Source organism: Flaviramulus sp. BrNp1-15 (assembly GCF_022259695.1).
In the GTDB taxonomy this organism is placed as follows: Bacteria; Bacteroidota; Bacteroidia; order Flavobacteriales; family Flavobacteriaceae; genus BrNp1-15.
Window position 1 is genome coordinate 1,117,526 of sequence record NZ_CP092099.1, and the last position, 20,683, is coordinate 1,138,208.

13 protein-coding genes are annotated in these 20,683 nt (G+C 30.4%); 6 read left to right on the forward strand and 7 right to left on the reverse strand.

Annotation, left to right across the window (positions count from 1 at the left end; translation table 11 throughout):
- The 7 genes from MBM09_RS05035 to MBM09_RS05065 all read right to left on the reverse strand — a co-directional run bounded on the left by MBM09_RS05035 (position 1) and on the right by MBM09_RS05065 (position 6,239).
- Complete coding sequence (locus MBM09_RS05035; RefSeq protein WP_238675755.1) at positions 1–318, reverse strand: Hpt domain-containing protein; 318 nt, start codon at positions 316–318, stop codon at positions 1–3.
- Entirely contained in the window at positions 305–1,369 is a 1,065-nt protein-coding gene (locus tag MBM09_RS05040; RefSeq protein WP_238675756.1) for an ATP-binding protein, read from the reverse strand. The genes MBM09_RS05035 and MBM09_RS05040 overlap by 14 nt, the downstream gene beginning before the upstream one ends.
- Positions 1,369–2,502, reverse strand: coding sequence for an FIST signal transduction protein (locus MBM09_RS05045; protein WP_238675757.1), 1,134 nt, complete (start codon positions 2,500–2,502; stop codon positions 1,369–1,371). The genes MBM09_RS05040 and MBM09_RS05045 overlap by 1 nt, the downstream gene beginning before the upstream one ends.
- Complete coding sequence (locus MBM09_RS05050) at positions 2,502–4,868, reverse strand: PAS domain-containing sensor histidine kinase (RefSeq protein ID WP_238675758.1); 2,367 nt, start codon at positions 4,866–4,868, stop codon at positions 2,502–2,504. Before MBM09_RS05050 ends, MBM09_RS05045 begins: the two co-directional genes overlap by 1 nt.
- The gene (locus MBM09_RS05055) at positions 4,868–5,407 is read right to left on the reverse strand and encodes a heme NO-binding domain-containing protein (RefSeq protein WP_238675759.1); all 540 of its coding nucleotides are present in this window, start codon (positions 5,405–5,407) and stop codon (positions 4,868–4,870) included. Before MBM09_RS05055 ends, MBM09_RS05050 begins: the two co-directional genes overlap by 1 nt.
- Positions 5,407–5,817, reverse strand: coding sequence for a response regulator (locus MBM09_RS05060; protein WP_238675760.1), 411 nt, complete (start codon positions 5,815–5,817; stop codon positions 5,407–5,409). Before MBM09_RS05060 ends, MBM09_RS05055 begins: the two co-directional genes overlap by 1 nt.
- A gap of 146 nt (positions 5,818–5,963) precedes the next feature.
- The gene (locus MBM09_RS05065; protein ID WP_238675761.1) at positions 5,964–6,239 is read right to left on the reverse strand and encodes a hypothetical protein; all 276 of its coding nucleotides are present in this window, start codon (positions 6,237–6,239) and stop codon (positions 5,964–5,966) included.
- Positions 6,240–6,673: 434 nt separating this feature from the next.
- On the opposite strand from MBM09_RS05065, the gene MBM09_RS05070 reads away from it, so the two are divergent.
- From MBM09_RS05070 to MBM09_RS05095, 6 genes are all read left to right on the forward strand, one after another.
- Positions 6,674–10,723, forward strand: coding sequence for a hybrid sensor histidine kinase/response regulator transcription factor (locus MBM09_RS05070; RefSeq protein ID WP_238675762.1), 4,050 nt, complete (start codon positions 6,674–6,676; stop codon positions 10,721–10,723).
- A 192-nt stretch (positions 10,724–10,915) separates the two neighbouring features.
- Positions 10,916–13,897 (forward strand): SusC/RagA family TonB-linked outer membrane protein, encoded by a 2,982-nt coding sequence (locus MBM09_RS05075; protein ID WP_238675763.1) that lies wholly within the window; start codon positions 10,916–10,918, stop codon positions 13,895–13,897.
- A 13-nt stretch (positions 13,898–13,910) separates the two neighbouring features.
- Positions 13,911–15,515, forward strand: a complete 1,605-nt coding sequence (locus tag MBM09_RS05080; protein ID WP_238675764.1) for a RagB/SusD family nutrient uptake outer membrane protein — start codon at positions 13,911–13,913, stop codon at positions 15,513–15,515.
- Between the two features lie 37 nt (positions 15,516–15,552).
- Positions 15,553–16,725 (forward strand): SusE domain-containing protein, encoded by a 1,173-nt coding sequence (locus tag MBM09_RS05085; RefSeq protein WP_238675765.1) that lies wholly within the window; start codon positions 15,553–15,555, stop codon positions 16,723–16,725.
- A gap of 78 nt (positions 16,726–16,803) precedes the next feature.
- Entirely contained in the window at positions 16,804–17,979 is a 1,176-nt protein-coding gene (locus tag MBM09_RS05090) for a glycosyl hydrolase 53 family protein (RefSeq protein ID WP_238675766.1), read from the forward strand.
- Positions 17,980–18,118: 139 nt separating this feature from the next.
- A complete protein-coding gene (locus MBM09_RS05095; protein WP_238675767.1) occupies positions 18,119–20,662 on the forward strand; it encodes a hypothetical protein in 2,544 nt (847 codons plus the stop codon).
- The last annotated feature ends 21 nt before the right edge of the window (positions 20,663–20,683 follow it).

Sequence of the window (20,683 nt, forward strand, 5' to 3'; positions counted from 1 at the left end):
TTATAACTTTTGTAAATAATTAGTTATGATTTTTAAAATAGATTCGAATTCTTCTTGTAATTTAGTATTACCTTCTAAAAGGTTGTTCTCGAACGCTACTGCAATCTCATAACTTTCTGTGAGGCCTAAAATACTAATTTTATGTTTAAGTTTGTGTACATTTTCTGCTGCCAACTTAAAATTGCTATCTTTTAGGTTTTTATAATACACTTCTTTTTCCTGAGGAAATTCATTTTTAATAATGCCAATTAGTTTTTCTTCAAAGGCTTTGTCGCCTCCAGACATACTATGAATGTATGAAAGGTTAGGTTGTTCCATTTGGGTCTTTTTTTAAGGTGAAATAAAAGGTAGTGCCTTCATTTATTTTTGAAGTTAACCAAATTTTTCCTTCATATAAATCAATAATCTTTTTAACTATTGATAAGCCAATACCAGTAGATTTTGGATTGTTTTCCAATTTTTCAAAGGTTTTGAATATTTTATCAAAATATACTTCTTCAATACCTTTGCCATTATCTTTTATATAAAATTGCCAATACTTTTTTTTGTCTTCTACACCAATTTCAATCACTCCATTAGCTTTATCATTATAATTAATGGCATTTCCAATAAGGTTTTGAAACAATTGTTGTAATCTATATTTATCACCTTTTACAATTGGTAGATTTGATTTTGTTAATGTAATATGATCGGGGATATGAAGTATTTTTTCTATATCTTCAATTAAAATATTAAGGTCTACATCATAGACCTCTACTTGGTTTTTTCCAATAGTGGAATACTCTAAAATACCTTTAATTAAGGTATCCATTTTTTCAACATTGTTTCTTATTAGATTCAAGGTGTTTTTTCCATTTGTATCAAAGGCATCTTGATAGTCTTCTTTTAACCAAGCTGTTAACGTATCTATGCTACGTAAGGGCGATTTTAAATCATGAGACACCATATGTGCATAATCACTTAACTCTTGGTTTTGATGTGCTAATTCTGATAATAAAGTTTCTCTTTGTTTATTTATCTCAATAATTTCTTTAGTTTGATTGTCTATAAATTCAATTAATTTTAAACCATCTAAATCTAAATTATCTATTGATAAGTTTTCAGGCAAATTGTAAAACTTAAGTGTGTCTAGTACGCGTCTTAATTTATCTATAACTTCTTGTTGCGCTTTTGCTTCTTCTTTTAGTTGCTCATTAGCAACAGAAAGTTCCTCTGAGCTTATTGCCATAGACCTTTGAATCATAATAAATTGCTCGTCATAATTCTCGTAAGATCTATTTACAGCATCTAAAAATGCTTCTAAGTCTTTGCTGTTTGCTAAGTCCTCAGATAGATATTTTCGTATTTGACGTTTTAGTAATGAATTCATTATTCGCTCATTAGCGTTATAGTCATAGTTTGGTTGTGTAATTGACAATTTGTTTCTCCATGAAAAGGAGCAATTTCTCCATAAGAATAAAAACCACAGGTAACAGTGCCATTACCCAAAACTTCTATAACCTCTTCAATTTCTTCTTCTACACGTTGGTCTAGCACTAGTTTTCTACCTATACAACTTACTAATAATGCAATTTCGGGCTTGTTTTTTCTAAATTCTAAAGCCTGTTTTGCAGCTCTTTCTGATGCATTTGCAATATTATCCACATTAGTCATCATGAGTTGTACCTTGGAGTTTTCTGGTATATCTCCAGCTAAAATCACTGCATTATCCTCTTCATTTATATTTAAAATAGATCTTACTATAGATTGTTTTTCATCCAATGATTTTACATTTAAAGGATATAATAATGCAGCTCCTGGTAAGTCTTTAGCTTTATCTCCTAAATATGTTTTATATAAATCTAAAGCAGGTTTGCCATCTAACTCGTAAAGTATATTGTCTTTAGATTTTGTTACAACACGTTCTGGACCAAAAGGCGTCCAACCACCATGAATTGAAAACGAGATTTCTAATGTTTCTCCATAAAAACCAATAGCGACTATTTCGCCTTCTTTTGGATTTTCATTGTAGGATGCAAGCGTTTTTTCGAAACGTGCATCATCACCACATAACCCTCCGGTAATTAGTAAGTTATCTTGAGTTGATGTACTCATTCCTTTTGTAAGTTGACTACCGTTTACAAAACTACCTTCTGATACTACAAAAACATATTTTAAACCCTCTGATGGAAATTGACTTATAAGTTCGCTTCCTGTTTTAAGACTATTTAAATCTGTGTTTAAAACATTACTTGTTTTAATTTGAAATGTACTTTTTTCAAACTCAATAGCTGTAATAGTAATGCTTTCTTCGTTTACTGTGTTAGAAGAAATTTCTGCACATGTAGAACCAAATACTATTTCGCCATCTGGATATAATTCTTTTATTTCTTTATAAATAGAATCTTCTTCTAGCATATATCTGTTACCAAAAACTAAAACCAAAGGTTTATTTAAGTTTTGTTTTTCTCCTACATATTGCCAATTCTGATTTTTATATTTTTTTAACTGTACTGTTTTCATTATTGTTTTTTTAAAGTGAAATAAAAAGTAGTTCCTACGTTTGGCTCACTATCTAACCAAATTTCGCCTTCATGTAAATCGATAATTTTTTTAACGATAGACAATCCAATTCCAGTAGAGTCTTTACTTTTATTAAGGGAATGGAATATTTTAAATATTTTATCATGGAATTTTTTATCAATACCTATACCATTATCTTGAATTGAAAATTTATAATGTGTTTTTAATTCTTCAACATCTATTACAATACATCCTTCTTCTTTATCAATAAACTTTACAGCATTACTAATAAGGTTTTGAAACAGTTGTTGTAATTTGGTTTTATCTCCTTTAACAACAGGTAAAATATTTAAACTTTTAATTTCTATATGTTCTGGAATATATAATATGCTAACTAATTCGTTTACTAAACTATTTAAATCAACATCTAATTTTTCTGAAGTATCTGCACCAACGCTAGAGTAATTTAATACATCGGTTATAAGTTGCTCCATTTTTTCTAAAGTAGTTTCAATGTGTGCAAAGTTTTGAAGACTTATATCGTCTAGCTTTCCTTTGTTGTCTTCTTTTAACCAGCTTACTAATGCATGAATACTGCGTAATGGTGATTTTAAATCATGAGAAACAATATGTGCATATTCTTGAAGTTCATCATTACTTCTTTCTAGTTTTTTAAGTAACCTCTCTTTTTGAAGTTCAAGACTTTTTAATTCAGTAATGTCTAAATGAATGCCTATAGATCCAACTACTTCACCCTCTAAGTTATAGTTTGGTGCTCCACTTATTAGCCAGTATCTAATTTCTCCAGCTTTATTTTTTACTTTAAGTTCATAAGAATTTGATTGGCCTTTTTGACGTTTTTTGTTTTCTTCTTTAATAGTATTAGAACCTCCTTCAATAGGAAAAACTTCTCCACCTTTTCTGCCTTTTAATTCTTCTTCTTTGTATCCAGATATTTCTTCAAAACTCTGGTTTACCATTAAAATTTCATCTTGATTGTTTACTTCAACCAAGCCCAAATTCATATTGGCTATAATGCTGTAATATTTTTGCTTTTGCGCTTCAAGACTTTTGCGGTATGTTCTTTTTAAGGTAACGTCTGTAAATGTCCATAGGAATCCTTGAGATTTATCGCCGGTAGAAATTGGCATGTAATTGCGTTCTAGTATTTTTCCATCCAACATTTCTAACTCATCACCAATAACCAATTTTTTCTCCTTATCTATAAAATGCATTCTTTGTATAAAGGCCTCAGGATCTTTAAACAATATCATATTTTGTTCTGAAGCAGTTTTGCAATCCATACCAACTAAAGCACTGGGTTCATGATTTATGTTAAAGAGGTCGCAAAACTTTTTATTTGCAAGCACAATTTTTCGATTTTCATCTTCTAAAACTATTCCACTATCCAGATTTAAAATTAGAGTAGACAGTCTGTTTTCAGACTCTATTAACTTTTCTTTAGCTTCACGTTCTTTAGATACATCTTCAATGGTAGCTACTTGATAATCAATTTCACCATAATCATTTCTTACAGCTATAACATTTGTTTTTGCCCAGAGAATGCTTCCATTTTTTTTAATATATCTTTTTTCTAAGTTGAAATTATCAATTTCGCCATTAAAGAGTTTTTCTCTGTTAGCTTTAGATATTTCTTCATCTTCTGGATGCGTTAAATCTTGAACTTGTAATTTATTAAATTCATCAGGAGTATATCCAAGCATATTACACAAAGAATTGTTTACCAGTAACAAGCCTTTTTTGTCGCTTTTTGAAAGTGAAATACCAATTGGAGAATTGTTAATTATAATGCTAAGTTGATTTTTTTGATCTTCTAATTGTTTTTTTAGTAATTTTTCCTCTGTAACATCTCTAACAATGCCTTGGGCTCCAATAGGCTTTTTAAACCCATCAAATATTACACTAGCATTAATGTGTACCCATTTTACTTGTTTAGATTTTGTGTAAACTCGTGCTTCATAATTTTTAAAAAACCCTTTTGTTTTAAGGTTTGCGAATGAAGACATGGCATATTCATAATCTTCTCTATAAATTAGGTTAACAACATTTACAGGTTCATCATCTATGTTATAGCCAAAAAGTTTTGTGGCAGCATCATTAAATTTTATAACATTACCTTCTAGATCTATAACTACATAGGCATCTACAATGTTTTCAAAAACACCTTGTAGTTGTGAAGATTTTTCAATTAAGTGTTGTTCTAACTGTGCGTTAGATTCTTTTAGTTTTTGAGAGGTTTCGTATAGGACTCTTGATTTATCTTCAAGAATTTTTTCTGCAGCTTTTCTTGCAGCTTTTTCTCTTTTTAAAGCTCTTTTTAATATTTCAACTTCTTCCTGACTCATTAATTTTTATTAATAACAAACCTAACTTCAGTTCCGTCTTCTTTAATTTTTTCTAGCTCTATTGTTGCTGTAGAGTTAAAGTGTTCAAATGTTTTATTCATTAAACCAAGCCCAAAATGATGCATAGCTCTACTAGATTTATATATCATTATTAGTGAGTTATCCGTTTTTTCAACGATTTCAAAAGTAGGTAATTCTGCATCAGGGTATATTTTTCTAACCTCAATATGTATATGATCTTCAATAGAAGAAAGCATTTCTATAGGGTCTTTATAAGTTGCCATAAGGTCAGGATAACTTTGTTCTAAAACACTAAAAAAATGTTCAGAATAGACTAACAGTAAATCATCTATAGAAATTCCAGTATTCTCGCTTAAATGTTGTAATAATTGAAGCATTTCAGAAAATCTGTAAGTACCAACAGATGTGTAAACACCACCTGATTCTAATTTTGATGCGTTAATTATTTTGTCAACCATTTCTAGACCAAACTTATCTTCTACCAGGTCTAGAAATTCTGTAAATACAATTCCTTTCATTATATTTTCTTTAGTTCGTTAATGCTCCAATATGATAATAATTTTTCAATTTTAGAAACATAATCTTCATATTTTAATGGTTTTAAAATATATCCTGCAATACCTATTTTATAACATTCTATTAAATCTCTTTCATTATTAGAAGTAGTTAAAATTATAGTGGGAATATATTTTAGAGTATCGTCGTCTTTCAAAATGGATAAAAATTCTATGCCATTTATTTTAGGCATATTTAAATCTAATAAAATAATATCTGGAAGATTATCTTTTTTCTCTAATAATTTTAGAGCTTCTTCTCCATTGTTGGCTTCAATTATCTTGTGCGATAAGTTTAGTGATGTAATGACTCTGTTTAATTTCATCACTTCAATCATATCGTCTTCAATAAGTAATACTTTAAGGGTTTTCATGTTTTAATTAAAATTATGCACATATACTGTAAGAAACAAAAGTAATGTACAAAGGAAAACCTTAAATTCTAATTTCGTTAGGGCGTATTTAACTGTAGACGAATGGTAGAAAAGTGTAGGTGAATAGAATTGGTGGTTTACAATTTTTATGCTGACTTATTACATTTTTTTGTAGATTCTAAAACTTTTAATTGCGCTTCTTCCTTAATTTTGTAAAATTCATTAAGGTTTATATGTGCCAATGTGTGAACATTATTTTTATTAATATATAACTCAAAATTTAAAATGAATTCTAAATTTTTTAAGTGATAATTTAACTTGCTTTTTTCGTTATTATTTTTCTTTTTTTGATAATCGGATTTATAATTATCTTTTTTCAAAAATTTGTTTTTCAGTTGATTAGTATTGTTTGATTTTTTCAACTTAGATTTTAAAAAATCAAAAAATTTTGAGTAAGCAATACAAAGTTTACATTCATTTTCTGTGACATAAAATATGATACAATGTGCTAATAAAAATATAAAACTGATTATAAAAAGAATCATAACATTAATAGATCTGGATTAATAAATTTATAAAAGACTAGATTTTTTTTTCTGTCTTAAATCTGGTGTAAAACTAATTTGTAATAGGGGTTGAAAATCCAATTTTTCGATTAATGAAAATTTACTGTAGACGAATGGTTTGTTTTAAATAGATTAGCTGAAAACCTTGTGTTTGTAATGTAAGATGTTTTTTCTTACTAATTTAACTTACAAGTTATCGGTATCTTAAAAAGCTTTAGAATAAATGTTATTTTTACATTTTCACTTAAAAATATTTTTAAAACACTAAAGCCTTATATTTTTATTTAAATATGTTGAAAAACAAAATTCATTTACTGTACTTTTTTTTTGTTGGAACTTTATTTTGTTTCTCGCAATCTCAAACTACGTTTAAAAAAATCAACCAATCAACAGGACTTTCAAACGGAAGAATTACAAGCATAGTTAAAGAAAAAGATGGATTTATATGGATTGGCACAAAAAATGGACTCAATAGATATGATGGCCTACAAGTAAAGGTTTACAATAAAAAAAATAGTAACCTGGGATCAAATGATATTTCAGATTTATTTATTGATAGTAAAAATAGACTTTGGATCACAACACTAGGTGGCGGTGTAAATTATTACAACCCATTAAATGATACGTTTCGAGTATTTAAAAATAATCCAAACGATTCAAAATCATTACTCTCAAACCATGTAAATACAGTTATTGAAGATTCTAAAGGTGGAATTTGGTTTGGAACAGAAAAGGGGTTGTGTAAGTTTAATACAGATACAAATCAGTTCATTTCGTATACGGAACAGCCAACTGAAAATCAATCAACAAACAGTAATAGTATTACTTGTATCTATGAAGACAAAAACGGTAATTTATGGGTGGGTACCTTTGGAAATGGTTTGTTTCTATTTGATGCTACAGAAGGAAAGTTTAATCAAATAATCCCAAAAGAAACGCAAATTTCAGCCTTTATAAATGCTATTTCAGAATTAAATCCCGATAAAATTTTAATAGGAACAAGTGGTAGTGGGTTGCTTTTAGTAGATATTAGCACATTTAAATTTTCAAATTTCTTTAAAGAAGATTTGTCGTTTAAACAAGATATTAACATTGTTCGCTCTATAAAAAAAGACAGTAGAGACAATTTATGGATAGGAACAGATGGTAATGGCGTTTTTGAGATTGAGTATCCAAATGCTAAAAGTCCTATAATTCATAATTATTTATATAATTCGCAGTTAGAATCATCTTTATCAGGAAATGCCATTTACGAGATTATGGACGATAATGATTCCAATATCTGGATTGGAACTGCCTGGAATGGTATTAGCATTCTTGATAAAAAAAACACTAACGAAATTTTATTTAGCGATATTATTGGGGTAAACCCAACACCAGTTTTATCAATTTATAAAAACAAGAAAAACCTTTATTTGGGGTTGGACGGAGATGGTTTGACAGTATACAATCAGCAGTTGGATAAAGTTAAATACTATAATGAGAAAAGTAAAAATACTTCAATCAAGGCTAAGTTTATTCAAAAAATAACAGAGTCAAAAAGTGGCGATATTTGGTTAGGTACTTTTGCAAACGGGTTGATAAAATTTAATGAATCTTCAAATACATTCAAACAATACAAGCATGAGTTCGAAAATGAAAAATCTATTAGTTATGATGATGTAAGAGACATTGTTGAAGATGAAAATAATAATCTATGGGTTGCAACTTGGGGTGGAGGTCTTAATTATTTTAACCCCAAAAAAGACGAGTTTTATAGTTACAGAAATAGTACTAATGAAACCAATACGGTTAATAATGATAATTTAATTGCTATTGAGAAAGATGGTGAAAACCTTTGGATTGCAACATTTGGTGGTGGTGTAAATCTATTTAACACTAAAACTAAAAGATTTACTTACTTCACACATAGTGAATCAGATTCTACTTCAATTAGTGGTAATAATGTGTTTTCATTACTAAAAGACTTTAAAGGGTATTTATGGATTGGTACTTCTGGAGAAGGCATTAATAGAATGAATTTAAAAACCAAAGAAATTGAACGTTTTGAAAACAACGATAACATAAGGTATTTAACCATTACCGGAATAATTGAAGATAATGATGGTAATATATGGTTTAGCACAAAACAAGGTATAATTAACTACACATACCAAACAAATACTTTTAATACGTTTGCAAACCTCTCTGGCGAATTTCATATTAATTCAATTTTCAAAGATGATAATGGGTTACTTTATTTTGGAGGTATTAATGGGGTTGTTAAAGTAAATCCTAAAACAGTTACTATTGAAAACAATCAACCTACAGTTAAGCTAACCAATTTTAAATTATTCAATAAAGAAATTAAAGCTGAAGAAAAAGGTGTTTTAAACAATAATATAGCTTTTGAGGAAGATATAACACTTAAACACAATCAAGATGTTTTAACATTTGAATTTTCTGCGTTGCAATTTCCATTTTCTAGTAATTGTGAATATGCTATTAAAATGGAAAATTTTGATGAAGATTGGAGAAACATTGGAAAAGACAGAACAGCAACATATACCAATTTGTCACCTGGCGATTATACCTTCAAGGTAAAAAGTAAAGAGTTAGGAAGCACCTGGGGAGACGATTATACATCTGTAAATATTCATATTCTGAAACCTTTCTGGTTAAAATGGTGGGCATTTGTTTTGTATGGTATCATTCTTCTAACCTTATTTTATTTGTTTAGAAAATATACTATTGCTTGGGAGCGCATGAAGGCCAATTTAGAATTCGAAAAACTCACCCACGAAAAGGATACAGAACTATATAATTTAAAACAGCAGTTTTTTACCAACATTTCACACGAAATTAGAACTCCGGTAACCTTAATACTAAGTTCAATTAACAGATTGTTTGACAAAGGAGAGCTGCTAGAGCGTAAACAAATTAAAGCAGCACATACGGTTAGGAAAAACAGTAATTTATTGCTTCAACTAGTAAATGAATTACTAGATATAAGAAAATTTGAAACTAATGAAATCAATTTAAAACCCAGTAAAAATGAACTAGTTTCTTATTGTAAGGAAATATTTTTGTCGTTTTCAGAAATAGCTTCAGATAGAAATATTGATTACACTTTTGTTTCAGAAAAACCTAATATAGATTTATGGTTTGATAAAAATCAATTAGAAAAAGTTATTTATAATTTACTAACCAATGCCTTTAAGTTTACTAAAAACGGAGGAGAAATTCAGTTTAAAATAGAACATAAGGCAGATGCTGTTTATTTAATAGTTAAGGATTCTGGTGTTGGTATGTCTGAGAATCAAATATCAAAAATCTTTAAACGATTTTATCAAGCAGGAAATAAAGATACCAATGAAGAGTCTGGTTTTGGTTTAGGTTTGTCTATATCAAAAGAAATTATAGAATTGCATAAAGGCAGTATTTCTGTTGAAAGCGAGAAGGGTAAAGGGAGTACTTTTAGAGTGAAATTATTAAATGGAAAAGAGCATTTCTCCGATAATGTAATAGATAATATTAATGATCTAGCTGAAGAGGAAATTCAAGTAATTACCAATGCAGAAAAACTCAAATTAACCAAGGAAGCAAAAAAGGAAACCATTCTAATAGTTGAAGATAATGTAGATATTCAGGGTTTTTTAAAAGATATTTTATCTGATAATTTTGAAATACTTCAAGCATTTAATGGAGCAGAAGGATTAAAAATAGCAACAAGTAAATTTCCAGATTTAATAATAAGCGATGTTATGATGCCAATTATGGATGGTATTGAATTTGCTAAAAAATTAAAATTGAACACCAATACTAGTCATATTCCAATTATAATTTTAACAGCTAGAACCTCAATAAAAAATAAAATGGAAGGCTTTGAAACTGGAGCAGATGAATATGTTACAAAACCATTCAATGAGGAGTTATTAAAAACAAGAATCAATAACTTGCTAAATAGCAGAAAATTACTTCGCGAAAAATTTAGAAATGAAAATATGCTAACACCAAAAGAGTTAGCAATAAGTTCTACAGACCAGTTGTTTTTAGATAAACTTTATAAAGCTATTGAAGCTAATTTAGAAACAAATAATTTAAAGGCTGAAGACATTTCGAAAGAAATAGGTATGAGCCACTCTGTAATGTACAAAAAGATTAAAGCATTAACCGGACTTTCTTATGTTGAGTTTATTAGAGAATATAGGTTAGCAATAGCAAGACAATTAATTGAAGATTTAGGTTACTCGGTTTCTGATGCCTGTTTTAAAGTGGGTTATTCAGATAGAAAATACTTTAGTAAACTCTTTAAACAGAAGTTTAATAAGAATCCTTCAGAATTTTTATCCAAAAAATAACAAATCTTTACTTTTCTTACATAGTATTTGTAGTATTCATAAAAAAACGAATTTAACACCTCTTGTAAATGAATTCATCCCCCTAAGTAATTAGGTGCTCTCGGTAATTTTATAAATAATTATAAAGTGTTTCCTGTGTAGAATATTTTCAACAGAAACATTCAACTTAGACTAACTTAAACTTAATTATTTATGATGAATTTCTTTCGAGAAAAAAAGAACCAGGTTAATACGGTGCAAAAAATTTGCACTCTATTATTATTGTGTTTTTCAGTTATGTCATTTGCTCAACAATTAACAGTCTCAGGATTTGTTACAGATGAGGTAGATGGTTCACCAATTCCAGGTGTAAACATAATAGTAAAAAACACAAACAATGGAGTAACTACAGATTTTGATGGTAAATATCAAATTCAAGCAAACCAAAACGATATTTTAGTATTTTCATTTTTAGGTTATGAAACGGTAGAAGCAACTGTTTTGTCATCTACAATTAATATTGTACTAAAAGAAGACACCCAAAACCTAGATGAAATCGTGGTAATTGGTTATGGTACAACAACTGTTAAAGATGCAACTGGGTCTGTTACTGCTGTTACATCAAAAGATTTTAACAAAGGTAACATTGTAACACCCGAAAATCTTTTAAATGGTCGTGTTGCAGGACTTACTATTAATACAGGAGGAGATCCAGGTGCTGGTTCTACTATTAGAATTCGTGGTGGAGCGTCTTTAGATGCTTCAAACGATCCACTCATTGTTATTGATGGTCTACCCATAGATAACAATACTATTGGAGGATCAAGATCTGTGTTAAGTACTATAAACCCAAATGATATTGATTCGTTTTCGGTATTAAAAGATGCCTCAGCAACTGCAATTTATGGATCAAGAGCATCCAATGGCGTTATAATAATTACAACAAAGCGAGGTTCAAAAAATCTTAGTGCTAATTTAGATATGCAAATGGGTATAAATACATTAACAAATACAGTTGATGTGTTTTCTGCAGATGAATTAAGATCAGTTGTTGCAGAGCAAAATCCAAGTCTTTTACCTTTGTTAGGTAATGCTAATACTGATTGGCAAAAAGAAATATATAGAACTGGAATAACATCTAATTTAAACCTATCAATTCAGGGTTCATTATTTGATAAACTTCCGGCAAGATTATCAATAGGAAGAACCATTCAAGAAGGTTTAAGACTAACATCAAAATTTGAAAGAAATACAGGGTCAATAACTTTAAACCCTACATTTTTTGATGATCATTTAAAGGTTAGCCTGAATGCAAACGGAAGTTTTGAAAAAAATAGGTTTGCTGCAGGAGAAGAGGGTAATGCAATAACATTTGATCCAACACAACCAGTTTACGATAGCAATTCTCCTTTTGGAGGCTATTTTCAATACTATAATGAAGATTACAATGCTGATGGTATAATTAATCAAGATGATTTAGTTTCGTTGGCGCCTTTTAACCCAGTTGCTAATCTATTACAAAATAGAAGTATTAGTGAGGTGAAAAGAATTTATGGTAATATAAAATTTGATTATAATTTTCATTTCTTTCCAGATCTTTCGGCGGTAGTTAATATTGGTTATGATGAGCAAAGTGCAGATGGTTATGTTAAGATTTCTTCAGAAAACCCGCTTACACAAGCAGATGGTAGTATTTTAGGTTCAGACTCAAATTATACCAATTACCAAAAAAATGTATTATTCGATGGTTATTTAGCATATAATAAAGAGCTAGGTAAATTTAATATTGATGCAACTGTTGGGTATTCATTTCAGAAATTTGATAGTGATCAGTATAATACTAATGAGTTGTTAGACGATACTGAAGCTTCAGAACCAACACTTAATATTGATCCAGACTTAGTTTTAATAGGTTATTTTGGAAGAGCTAATTTTGATTTTTCTAACAAGTACTTATTAACGTTATCATATAGAAGAGACGGAACATCAAGATTTAGTGAAGATAATCGTTGGGGTAATTTCCCTGCAGCAGCTTTTGCTTGGAAAATTAATGAAGATTTCTTTCCAGATTCTGAAACATTTTCGTCTTTAAAACTGCGTTTAGGTTGGGGTATTACTGGTCAGCAAGATGTGGGTAGAGATAATTCAGATTTATATTTTTCACGTTATGTAAGAGGTTTGCCAGCTTCTCAATATCAATTTGGAGATCAAATTATACCAATAGGCATACCTCAATTTAGAAATGAAGGTTTAAAATGGGAAGAAACAACAACTTATAACGCTGGATTCGATTTTGGATTAATTAACGATAGATTTACAGGTTCAATTGAAGCATTCTACAAAGAATCAACAGATTTATTAGCAAATACATCTATTTCAGATGGTTCTAACTTTAGTAATGCGGGCTTTCAAAATGTAGGAGATTTTAGTACTCAAGGTTTAGAATTTGCTATTAGTGGAGATGTCATCAAGAAAGAAAATTTTAATTGGAATGTAAACTTTAATACTACTCTAATTAAAATCCAGATGGATAAATTAGCTTTAGATGTAGATCAGGAAACTGGTGGTATTGCTGGAGGTACTGGAGGTAATATTCAATTAAGACGTGTAGGGTTTAATCCATTTTCATTCTTTGTTTATAAACAGATTTATAATGCAGAAGGTCAACCAATAGAAGGTGCTTATGCCGATTTAAATGGTGATAATCAAATTACACCAGAAGATCGTTATTTATACAGAAAAGGTGTTCCAGATGTAACTATGGGCTTCCTTTCCAATATGTCTTACAAGAATTTCGATCTATCATTTAACTTAAGAGCAAGTATTGGAAACTACATATATAACAATGTAAATTCTATTAGAGCGCAATACAATTTACTACAAAACAATGCTGTAGTTAGTAATTTAACTACCTCTGTTTTAGATAGTGGTTTCAACCTAACAGAAGATGTTTTACGATCAGATTATTATGTAGAAAATGGTTCTTTCTTAAGAATGGATAATATTACACTAGGTCATACTTTCAATAAACTGTTTAGTGAAAATTCTTCTTTTAGAATTTCAGCAAGTGTACAAAATGTATTTGTTATTACAAATTACTCTGGTTTAGATCCAGAAGTATTTGAGCAAGGTATAGATAATACTATTTATCCAAGACCAAGAACATATACCATTGGTGCAAACTTTAGATTTTAAAAAAAAAATGATGATGAAAAAAATAATAAATTTTAAAACAAACTTATTAGCGATAATTAGTCTATTACTAATTGTAAGCTGTGAAAGTGAGTTAAATGTATTGCCCGAAGACCCTAATACATTTACGGCTGACGATTTTTATGCTAATCCTGAAGCTTATTTACAAGGTTTAGCAGGTGTATATTCTAATTTGAGTTTAACAGGAACAGACGGTGCAGCTAATTCTAATATTCAGGGTTTAGATGCAGGTACAAGTCAGTACGGACGTGGATTGTGGAATCTACAAGTAGTAACTTCAGATGAAGCTGTATGGTCTTGGGAAAATGATGACGGTATTCGTGATATGAACCGAAATACATGGACATCAGAAAATGTAATTTTAAGGGGAATGTTTGGTAGAACAATGACTTCCATTGCTTTTGCTAATGAATATCTAAGACAAACTTCAGATGCTAATTTAGATTCCAGAGGAGTCTCAGGAGAATTAAGAGATGAGATTCAAGGTTATAGAGCAGAGGCAAGATTTTTACGAGCCCTATCATATTATCACATGATGGATCTTTTCGGAAAAGCAGCATTTGTAACAGAAGATGATCCGGTAGGTGCATATCAAGCACCGCAATACGAAAGGTCTGATTTATTCGCTTATATTGAATCTGAGCTACTTGAAGTTATTCCGCAATTACCAGATCCACTTCAAAACGAATATGCGAGAGCAGACAAAGCTGCTGCGTGGATGGTTTTAGCCAAAATATATTTAAATGCTGAAGTTTATATTAACGAAAACAGATATAGTGACTGTTTAAGTTATTGCGAGCAGATTATTAATGCTGGATTTACTTTAACACCTAATTACTTAAATGCTTTTGCGGCAGATAATCATCAAGGAACTGCACGACAAGAAATCATTTTTCCTGTAATTTCAGATGGTATAGTTACACAAAATTATGGTCCAACAACAGTGGCAATTAATGGTCAAGTAGGATCATTAGAGCAAAATGGAGAAGACTTTGGTGTTGGTGCCGGAGGTTGGGGAGGCGCTTTACGAGTTACCCGTCAATTCTCTGAAACTATGTTAAATGGAAATTACGATACTGATGATAGAAACACCATTATAATTGGAGATAGACCCATAGATATTACCAATGTATCAAATAATGGTACAGGCTATATAGTAGCTAAATGGTCTAATAGAACCTCAGAAGGAAACCCGGGAAGTGCAACAGAAATAGTTGATACAGATTTCCCAATGTTCAGATTGGCAGATGTTTATTTAATGTACGCAGAGGCTCATTTAAGAGGTGGTGGTGGAACACTTTCTAACGCAGTAGGTTATATTAATGAGTTAAGAGATAGAGCAAATAATCCTATTCAAATCTCAGCAGGAGAGTTAGATTTAGACTTAATTCTAAATGAACGTTTAGTTGAACTTTATTGGGAGGCTCATAGAAGACAAGACCTTATAAGATTTGGTAGATATTCTGGAGGAGCCTACAATTGGTCATGGAAAGGAAATGCTCCAAATGGTATCCCAATAAGTGGTATAAGAGATGTATTTCCAATTCCAGCTGCGAGTTTGGGTTCTAATCCTAACCTAACTCAAAACGAAGGCTATTAAGAAATCTGAATTAAAATAAATTTTAAAAACATACAAAATGAAAAATATAGTATATAAATTATTAATCGTATTAACAGTTATAGGCTTAAGTGCTTGTGATGATAATGAGGCACCTGTTTTTATAGCTGCACCAAGTGGAGAAGGTATTACATTTACTAATACTTTTGCATCAGAGTATTTACTATCAGAAGCTACCGAAGATAATATAGCAGATAGATTTATTTGGGGAGAAGCAGATTTTGGTACAGAAACAAATATTACTTATGAGCTTCAGGGGTCTATAGATCCAACCTTTGCAGCTTTTGAACAAATAGGTAGTACAAGTGAAAACAACTTACCAGTACTAGTAAGTCAATTATTAAGTTTTGCTGAGCAATTAGGTTTAGATGATGATCCTGCAACTACACAACCAGATTCAGATTTACCAAACAATACAGGGCAAGTATATTTTAGATTGCGAGCTTATTTAGGTTCTGGTGCTGCGAATACAGAAGAGATTTTTTCAGATATACAATCTATAAATATTCACTGGATAGAAACAGTTGCAGTGGGTGGAAGTTGTGATTCACTTTTTGCCGTTGGAGCTGGATTAGCCGATTTAGGTTGGAATTTTACAAATGAAGGAGAAGTGCTTTGTGAAAATGATATTTTACAAATTAAAGCAAGATTTACTAATGATAAATTTAGATTATTCACAGAATTTGGAGTTTGGGATACAAGCTACGGATTTAATTACTACACAGATGAAGGTTATACCATTGATGCTCTTCTGGTAGATTCTAATGTTTATGATGCTGGTGATGGCGATGATAATTTCTGGTTTGATGGTGATGCCGGTATTTATACTATGGTTATTGATAATGTTAACAAGACAATTGTTTTAACTCCGTCAGGATCTTTATGGGCGGTTGGAGGCGCTGTTCCTGGAGGATGGGCTTTTAATGATGATACAGTAGAATTAGTTGAGGCTACACCAGATGTTTGGTCTGCTTCTATAACTTTATCAAATGAAATTTTTAGATTTTTTCAAACATTTAATGTTTGGGACACAAATAATAATTACACCTATTATGAAGATGAAGGGTTTACTATAGACTCAAACTTCGAGATAAACGCTGATGATGGTGATGCAAATTTCAGATTTATTGGTGCTCCAGGAACCTATACTCTAACAATTAATGCTGTAGATAAAACTATAACACTCGAATAAGATAGTAATTTGTTAATAATTCCTAAGAAAGGGAATAATATGGTAGTTTTGTTATTCCCTTTCTTTAATTTTAAGTCTATGAAAATGAAATTTTTGCCTATAATATTAAGTATAATTTTGGCTATTTCGTGTTCTTCTCAAGGAACAGATGATCCAAAAACAGATGATGATCCTGTAATTGAGGATCCGGTAGAAGAAACACCAACTAATACAGATGTAAATTTTTATTACGGTGCAGACCTCTCTTATGTTAACGAAATGGAAGACTGTGGTGCAACTTACAAAGATTTGGATGGTGCAACCAAAGACCCTTACAAAATATTCGCTGAAGCTGGCACAAATTTAGTACGTTTGCGTTTATGGCATAATCCAACATGGACCAACTATTCCAACTACAATGATGTTAAAAAATCTATTGAACGTGCTAAAGCAGAAGGCATGCAAGTCATATTGGATTTTCATTATTCTGATACTTGGACAGACCCAGCTAAACAAGAAATTCCGGCGGCTTGGTTAAGTCAAATCGATAATACGGCAGTTCTAGGTGATTTACTTTATGATTATACTTATGATACCTTAAGCGATTTAGCAGATTCAGATTTATTGCCAGAAATCGTGCAGGTTGGTAATGAAATTAACCCAATGATTTTACAACAAGGTGATTTGCAATGGCCAATAGATTGGACAAGAAATGCATCATTAATTAACAAAGGCATAAAAGCGGTTCGCGATATTTCATCAGAAAAAAATAAAGACATAGGTATTATGTTACACATAGCACAACCAGAAAACGGACTTTGGTGGTTTGAGCAGGCAACAGATGCAGGAGTTACAGATTACGATTGGATTGGTTTATCATATTATCCTATATGGTCAGATTATACATTAAGTAATGTTGCAACCCCTTTAAAAACATTGGTAGATACTTATGATAAACGTTTAATGATTGTAGAAACAGCTTATCCTTTTACGCTTGAAAATGCAGATGCAGCAAATAATATTTTAGGAGAAGATGCCTTAATTTCAGGTTACCCAGCGTCACAACAAGGTCAATTAGATTACCTTAATGCTTTAAAAGATAAAATAGAACAAGCTGGAGGTGAAGGTTTAATTTATTGGGAGCCAGCATGGGTTTCTACAAATTGTTCTACACTTTGGGCCCAAGGTTCGCATTGGGATAATGCTACATTATTCGACCACAGCAATCAGGCTACAAAAGGTATGGAGTTTTATAATGCTGCATTATCAGATTAAAATTTAAAAATTCTTTTTCTCATAACTCATATTAAACCGTATGATAAGTTTAAACAAAATCCTGCATTTTAATATTAAAAGGCATTATATAACCTTTATAAAATATTTATTTTGCGCTATAGTAATTATTTCTATTAGTTTGGATAAGTTAACAGCTCAAAACAGTTCACAAAAAGGGAATGTTTATGTGGATGATAACGGCATAATGCGATGGGAAAATAATAAAGAAGAAGTAAAAGGTTTTGGAGTAAATTACACAGTGCCTTTTGCTCATGCATATCGTTCAGCTAAACGAATGGGAATAGACCCAAAACAGGCTATTGATAATGATGTTTATCATTTTTCAAGACTTGGTTTTGATTTGTACAGAGTTCATGTGTGGGATACCGAAATAAGTGATACGTTAGGAAATTTATTAAACAATGAACATTTAAAAACGTTTGATTACTTATTAAAAAAACTAAAAGAAAAAAATATTAATTATGTAATTACACCTATTGCTTTTTGGGGAAATGGTTGGCCAGAACCAGATGAAAACACACCCGGATTTGCACGAAAATATGGTAAAGGTGATTGTTTAACTAATCCTGATGCTATAAAAGCTCAAGAAAATTACCTATATCAATTTTTAAATCATGTAAACCCTTATACAGGTATTGCTTATAAAAATGACCCTAATCTAATTGCATTTGAAGTAAGTAACGAGCCTCACCATGACGGTGAACCTGATGAAGTTACCAATTATATAAATCGTATGGTAGCATCTATGAGGAAAACTGAATGTAAAAAACCTATTTTCTATAATATTAGTCATAGTGTACATTTAGCAGAAGCTTATTTTGATGCAGATATACAGGGAGGTACCTTTCAATGGTATCCAACAGGTTTAACATATCAAAAAGAATTAAGTGGAAATTTATTGCCAAATGTAAGTAACTATAATATTCCTTTTGATGATGTTATTAAAGCTAATAAAGGAGCTAAACTGGTTTATGAATTTGATGCAGCCGATGTAGGTAAATCATATATGTATCCTGCGATGGCAAGAAGTTTTAGAAATGCAGGAATTCAAATTGCTACACAGTTTGCTTACGATCCAACTTATTTGTCATATGCAAATACAGAGTATAATACACATTATATGAATTTGGTTTATACGCCTCAAAAAGCGTTAAGTTTAATGATAACTTCTGAAGTATTTCATCAAATTCCTATGTATTCAAATTTTGGAAAGTTTCCTGATAATTCAGTGTTTGGTGATTTTAAAGTTGATTATTCAAATGATTTAGCAGAGTATAATTCTGAAACTAAATTTATTTATACCAATAACACGAACACTATTCCGAAAAAGGAAAAAGAATTAAAAAAAATAGCAGGCTTTGGAAACTCAGGTTTAGTCAAATATTCGGGTTTAGGAGCTTACTTTCTTGATAAAATAGATAAAAGTAATTGGCGTCTTGAAATTATGCCCGATGCTATTTGGGTTGACAATCCTTTTGGACGTAACAGCCCAAAGAAAACAGTTGCTGTAATAAATTGGAAAACGCATGATATGTCAATCCAGTTAAAAGATTTAGGTAAGAATTTTGATATAACTCCTATAAATGACGGAAATGAATTTGCATCAAATGTCACAGGAAATTCATTTAAAATACAACCAGGTACATATATTTTATCAAAAAAAGGAAATAAGAGAAGTTGGTCACCAAATGATGCTTTTGGTTCAAACCAACTTAAAGATTTTTATGCGCCAAAAACAACAGTAACAAAACCTTGGTTTAAACATAAATCATCCAATGAAGTAATAGAAAATTCACCAATAGAGTTACATGTTCAATTTGTAGCGCCCAAGCAACCTGAACAAATACAAATAGTTGCAGGAGGTGGATTTAATCGTGCAATAATTGACATAAAAAACACACATGGATATAATTACACGGGAACAATTCCAGCAGATAAAGTTATTAATGGGTTTTTAAATTATAGTATTATTGTAAAAATGGCTGATGATAAGTATATTACTTATCCAGCTGGCGATGAAGGAAGACCTTTTGAATGGGATTTTTATAAAAACACACCATACAGAATTCGTGTCGTTTCAAAAGACAATCCTGTCTATCTGTTTAATGCTGAAGAAGATTCTCAATTTTTAGTTAGAGAGTGGGTTAATACCATTAGAACTGTTCCAACAGGAAATCTAAATGAATCGGAATATCAGGTAAATATTGAAAATCTTTTACAAAGAAATACTAAAACATTAGATGGAGAAAAAATTTACAATTACGCATTCAAACATTTTCTTAAAGACGAATTAACTAGTAGCAACACAGATTTATCTTCAAAAAACAATATAGTTTTTAAGGGTAGATCTTTAAATAACAAAACGTGTAAATTGGAAATAGCCTTTGTTATGGCTGATGGTGTTTCTTTTGGTGGAATTATTGATATTAACCCTGAAGTTAATAACTATACCTTACCATTAAAAGACTTAAAAATGGTTAAAACAGTTACCTTACCAAGGCCATATCCAAGTTTTTTACATTATTATTTAGACCATAATTTAAATTCAAGTTTCAATATCAATAATGTTGAAAGTATACAGTTTTCAATTGGGCCTGGTATTTCTGAAAATGAAATTAAAAACAAACATGGTATTGCAATTATATCTGTAAAATTAGAGTAAATTAAATCCTTTACAATCATA

What these genes read in the sequence shown, in the direction of transcription:
- MBM09_RS05035 (WP_238675755.1), bottom strand. Translation starts at nt 318, where the DNA reads ATGGAACAACCTAACCTTTCATACATTCATAGTATGTCTGGAGGCGAC.
- MBM09_RS05040 (WP_238675756.1), bottom strand. Translation starts at nt 1,369, where the DNA reads ATGAATTCATTACTAAAACGTCAAATACGAAAATATCTATCTGAGGAC.
- MBM09_RS05045 (WP_238675757.1), bottom strand. Translation starts at nt 2,502, where the DNA reads ATGAAAACAGTACAGTTAAAAAAATATAAAAATCAGAATTGGCAATAT.
- MBM09_RS05050 (WP_238675758.1), bottom strand. Translation starts at nt 4,868, where the DNA reads ATGAGTCAGGAAGAAGTTGAAATATTAAAAAGAGCTTTAAAAAGAGAA.
- MBM09_RS05055 (WP_238675759.1), bottom strand. Translation starts at nt 5,407, where the DNA reads ATGAAAGGAATTGTATTTACAGAATTTCTAGACCTGGTAGAAGATAAG.
- MBM09_RS05060 (WP_238675760.1), bottom strand. Translation starts at nt 5,817, where the DNA reads ATGAAAACCCTTAAAGTATTACTTATTGAAGACGATATGATTGAAGTG.
- MBM09_RS05070 (WP_238675762.1), top strand. Translation starts at nt 6,674, where the DNA reads ATGTTGAAAAACAAAATTCATTTACTGTACTTTTTTTTTGTTGGAACT.
- MBM09_RS05075 (WP_238675763.1), top strand. Translation starts at nt 10,916, where the DNA reads ATGATGAATTTCTTTCGAGAAAAAAAGAACCAGGTTAATACGGTGCAA.
- MBM09_RS05080 (WP_238675764.1), top strand. Translation starts at nt 13,911, where the DNA reads ATGAAAAAAATAATAAATTTTAAAACAAACTTATTAGCGATAATTAGT.
- MBM09_RS05085 (WP_238675765.1), top strand. Translation starts at nt 15,553, where the DNA reads ATGAAAAATATAGTATATAAATTATTAATCGTATTAACAGTTATAGGC.
- MBM09_RS05090 (WP_238675766.1), top strand. Translation starts at nt 16,804, where the DNA reads ATGAAAATGAAATTTTTGCCTATAATATTAAGTATAATTTTGGCTATT.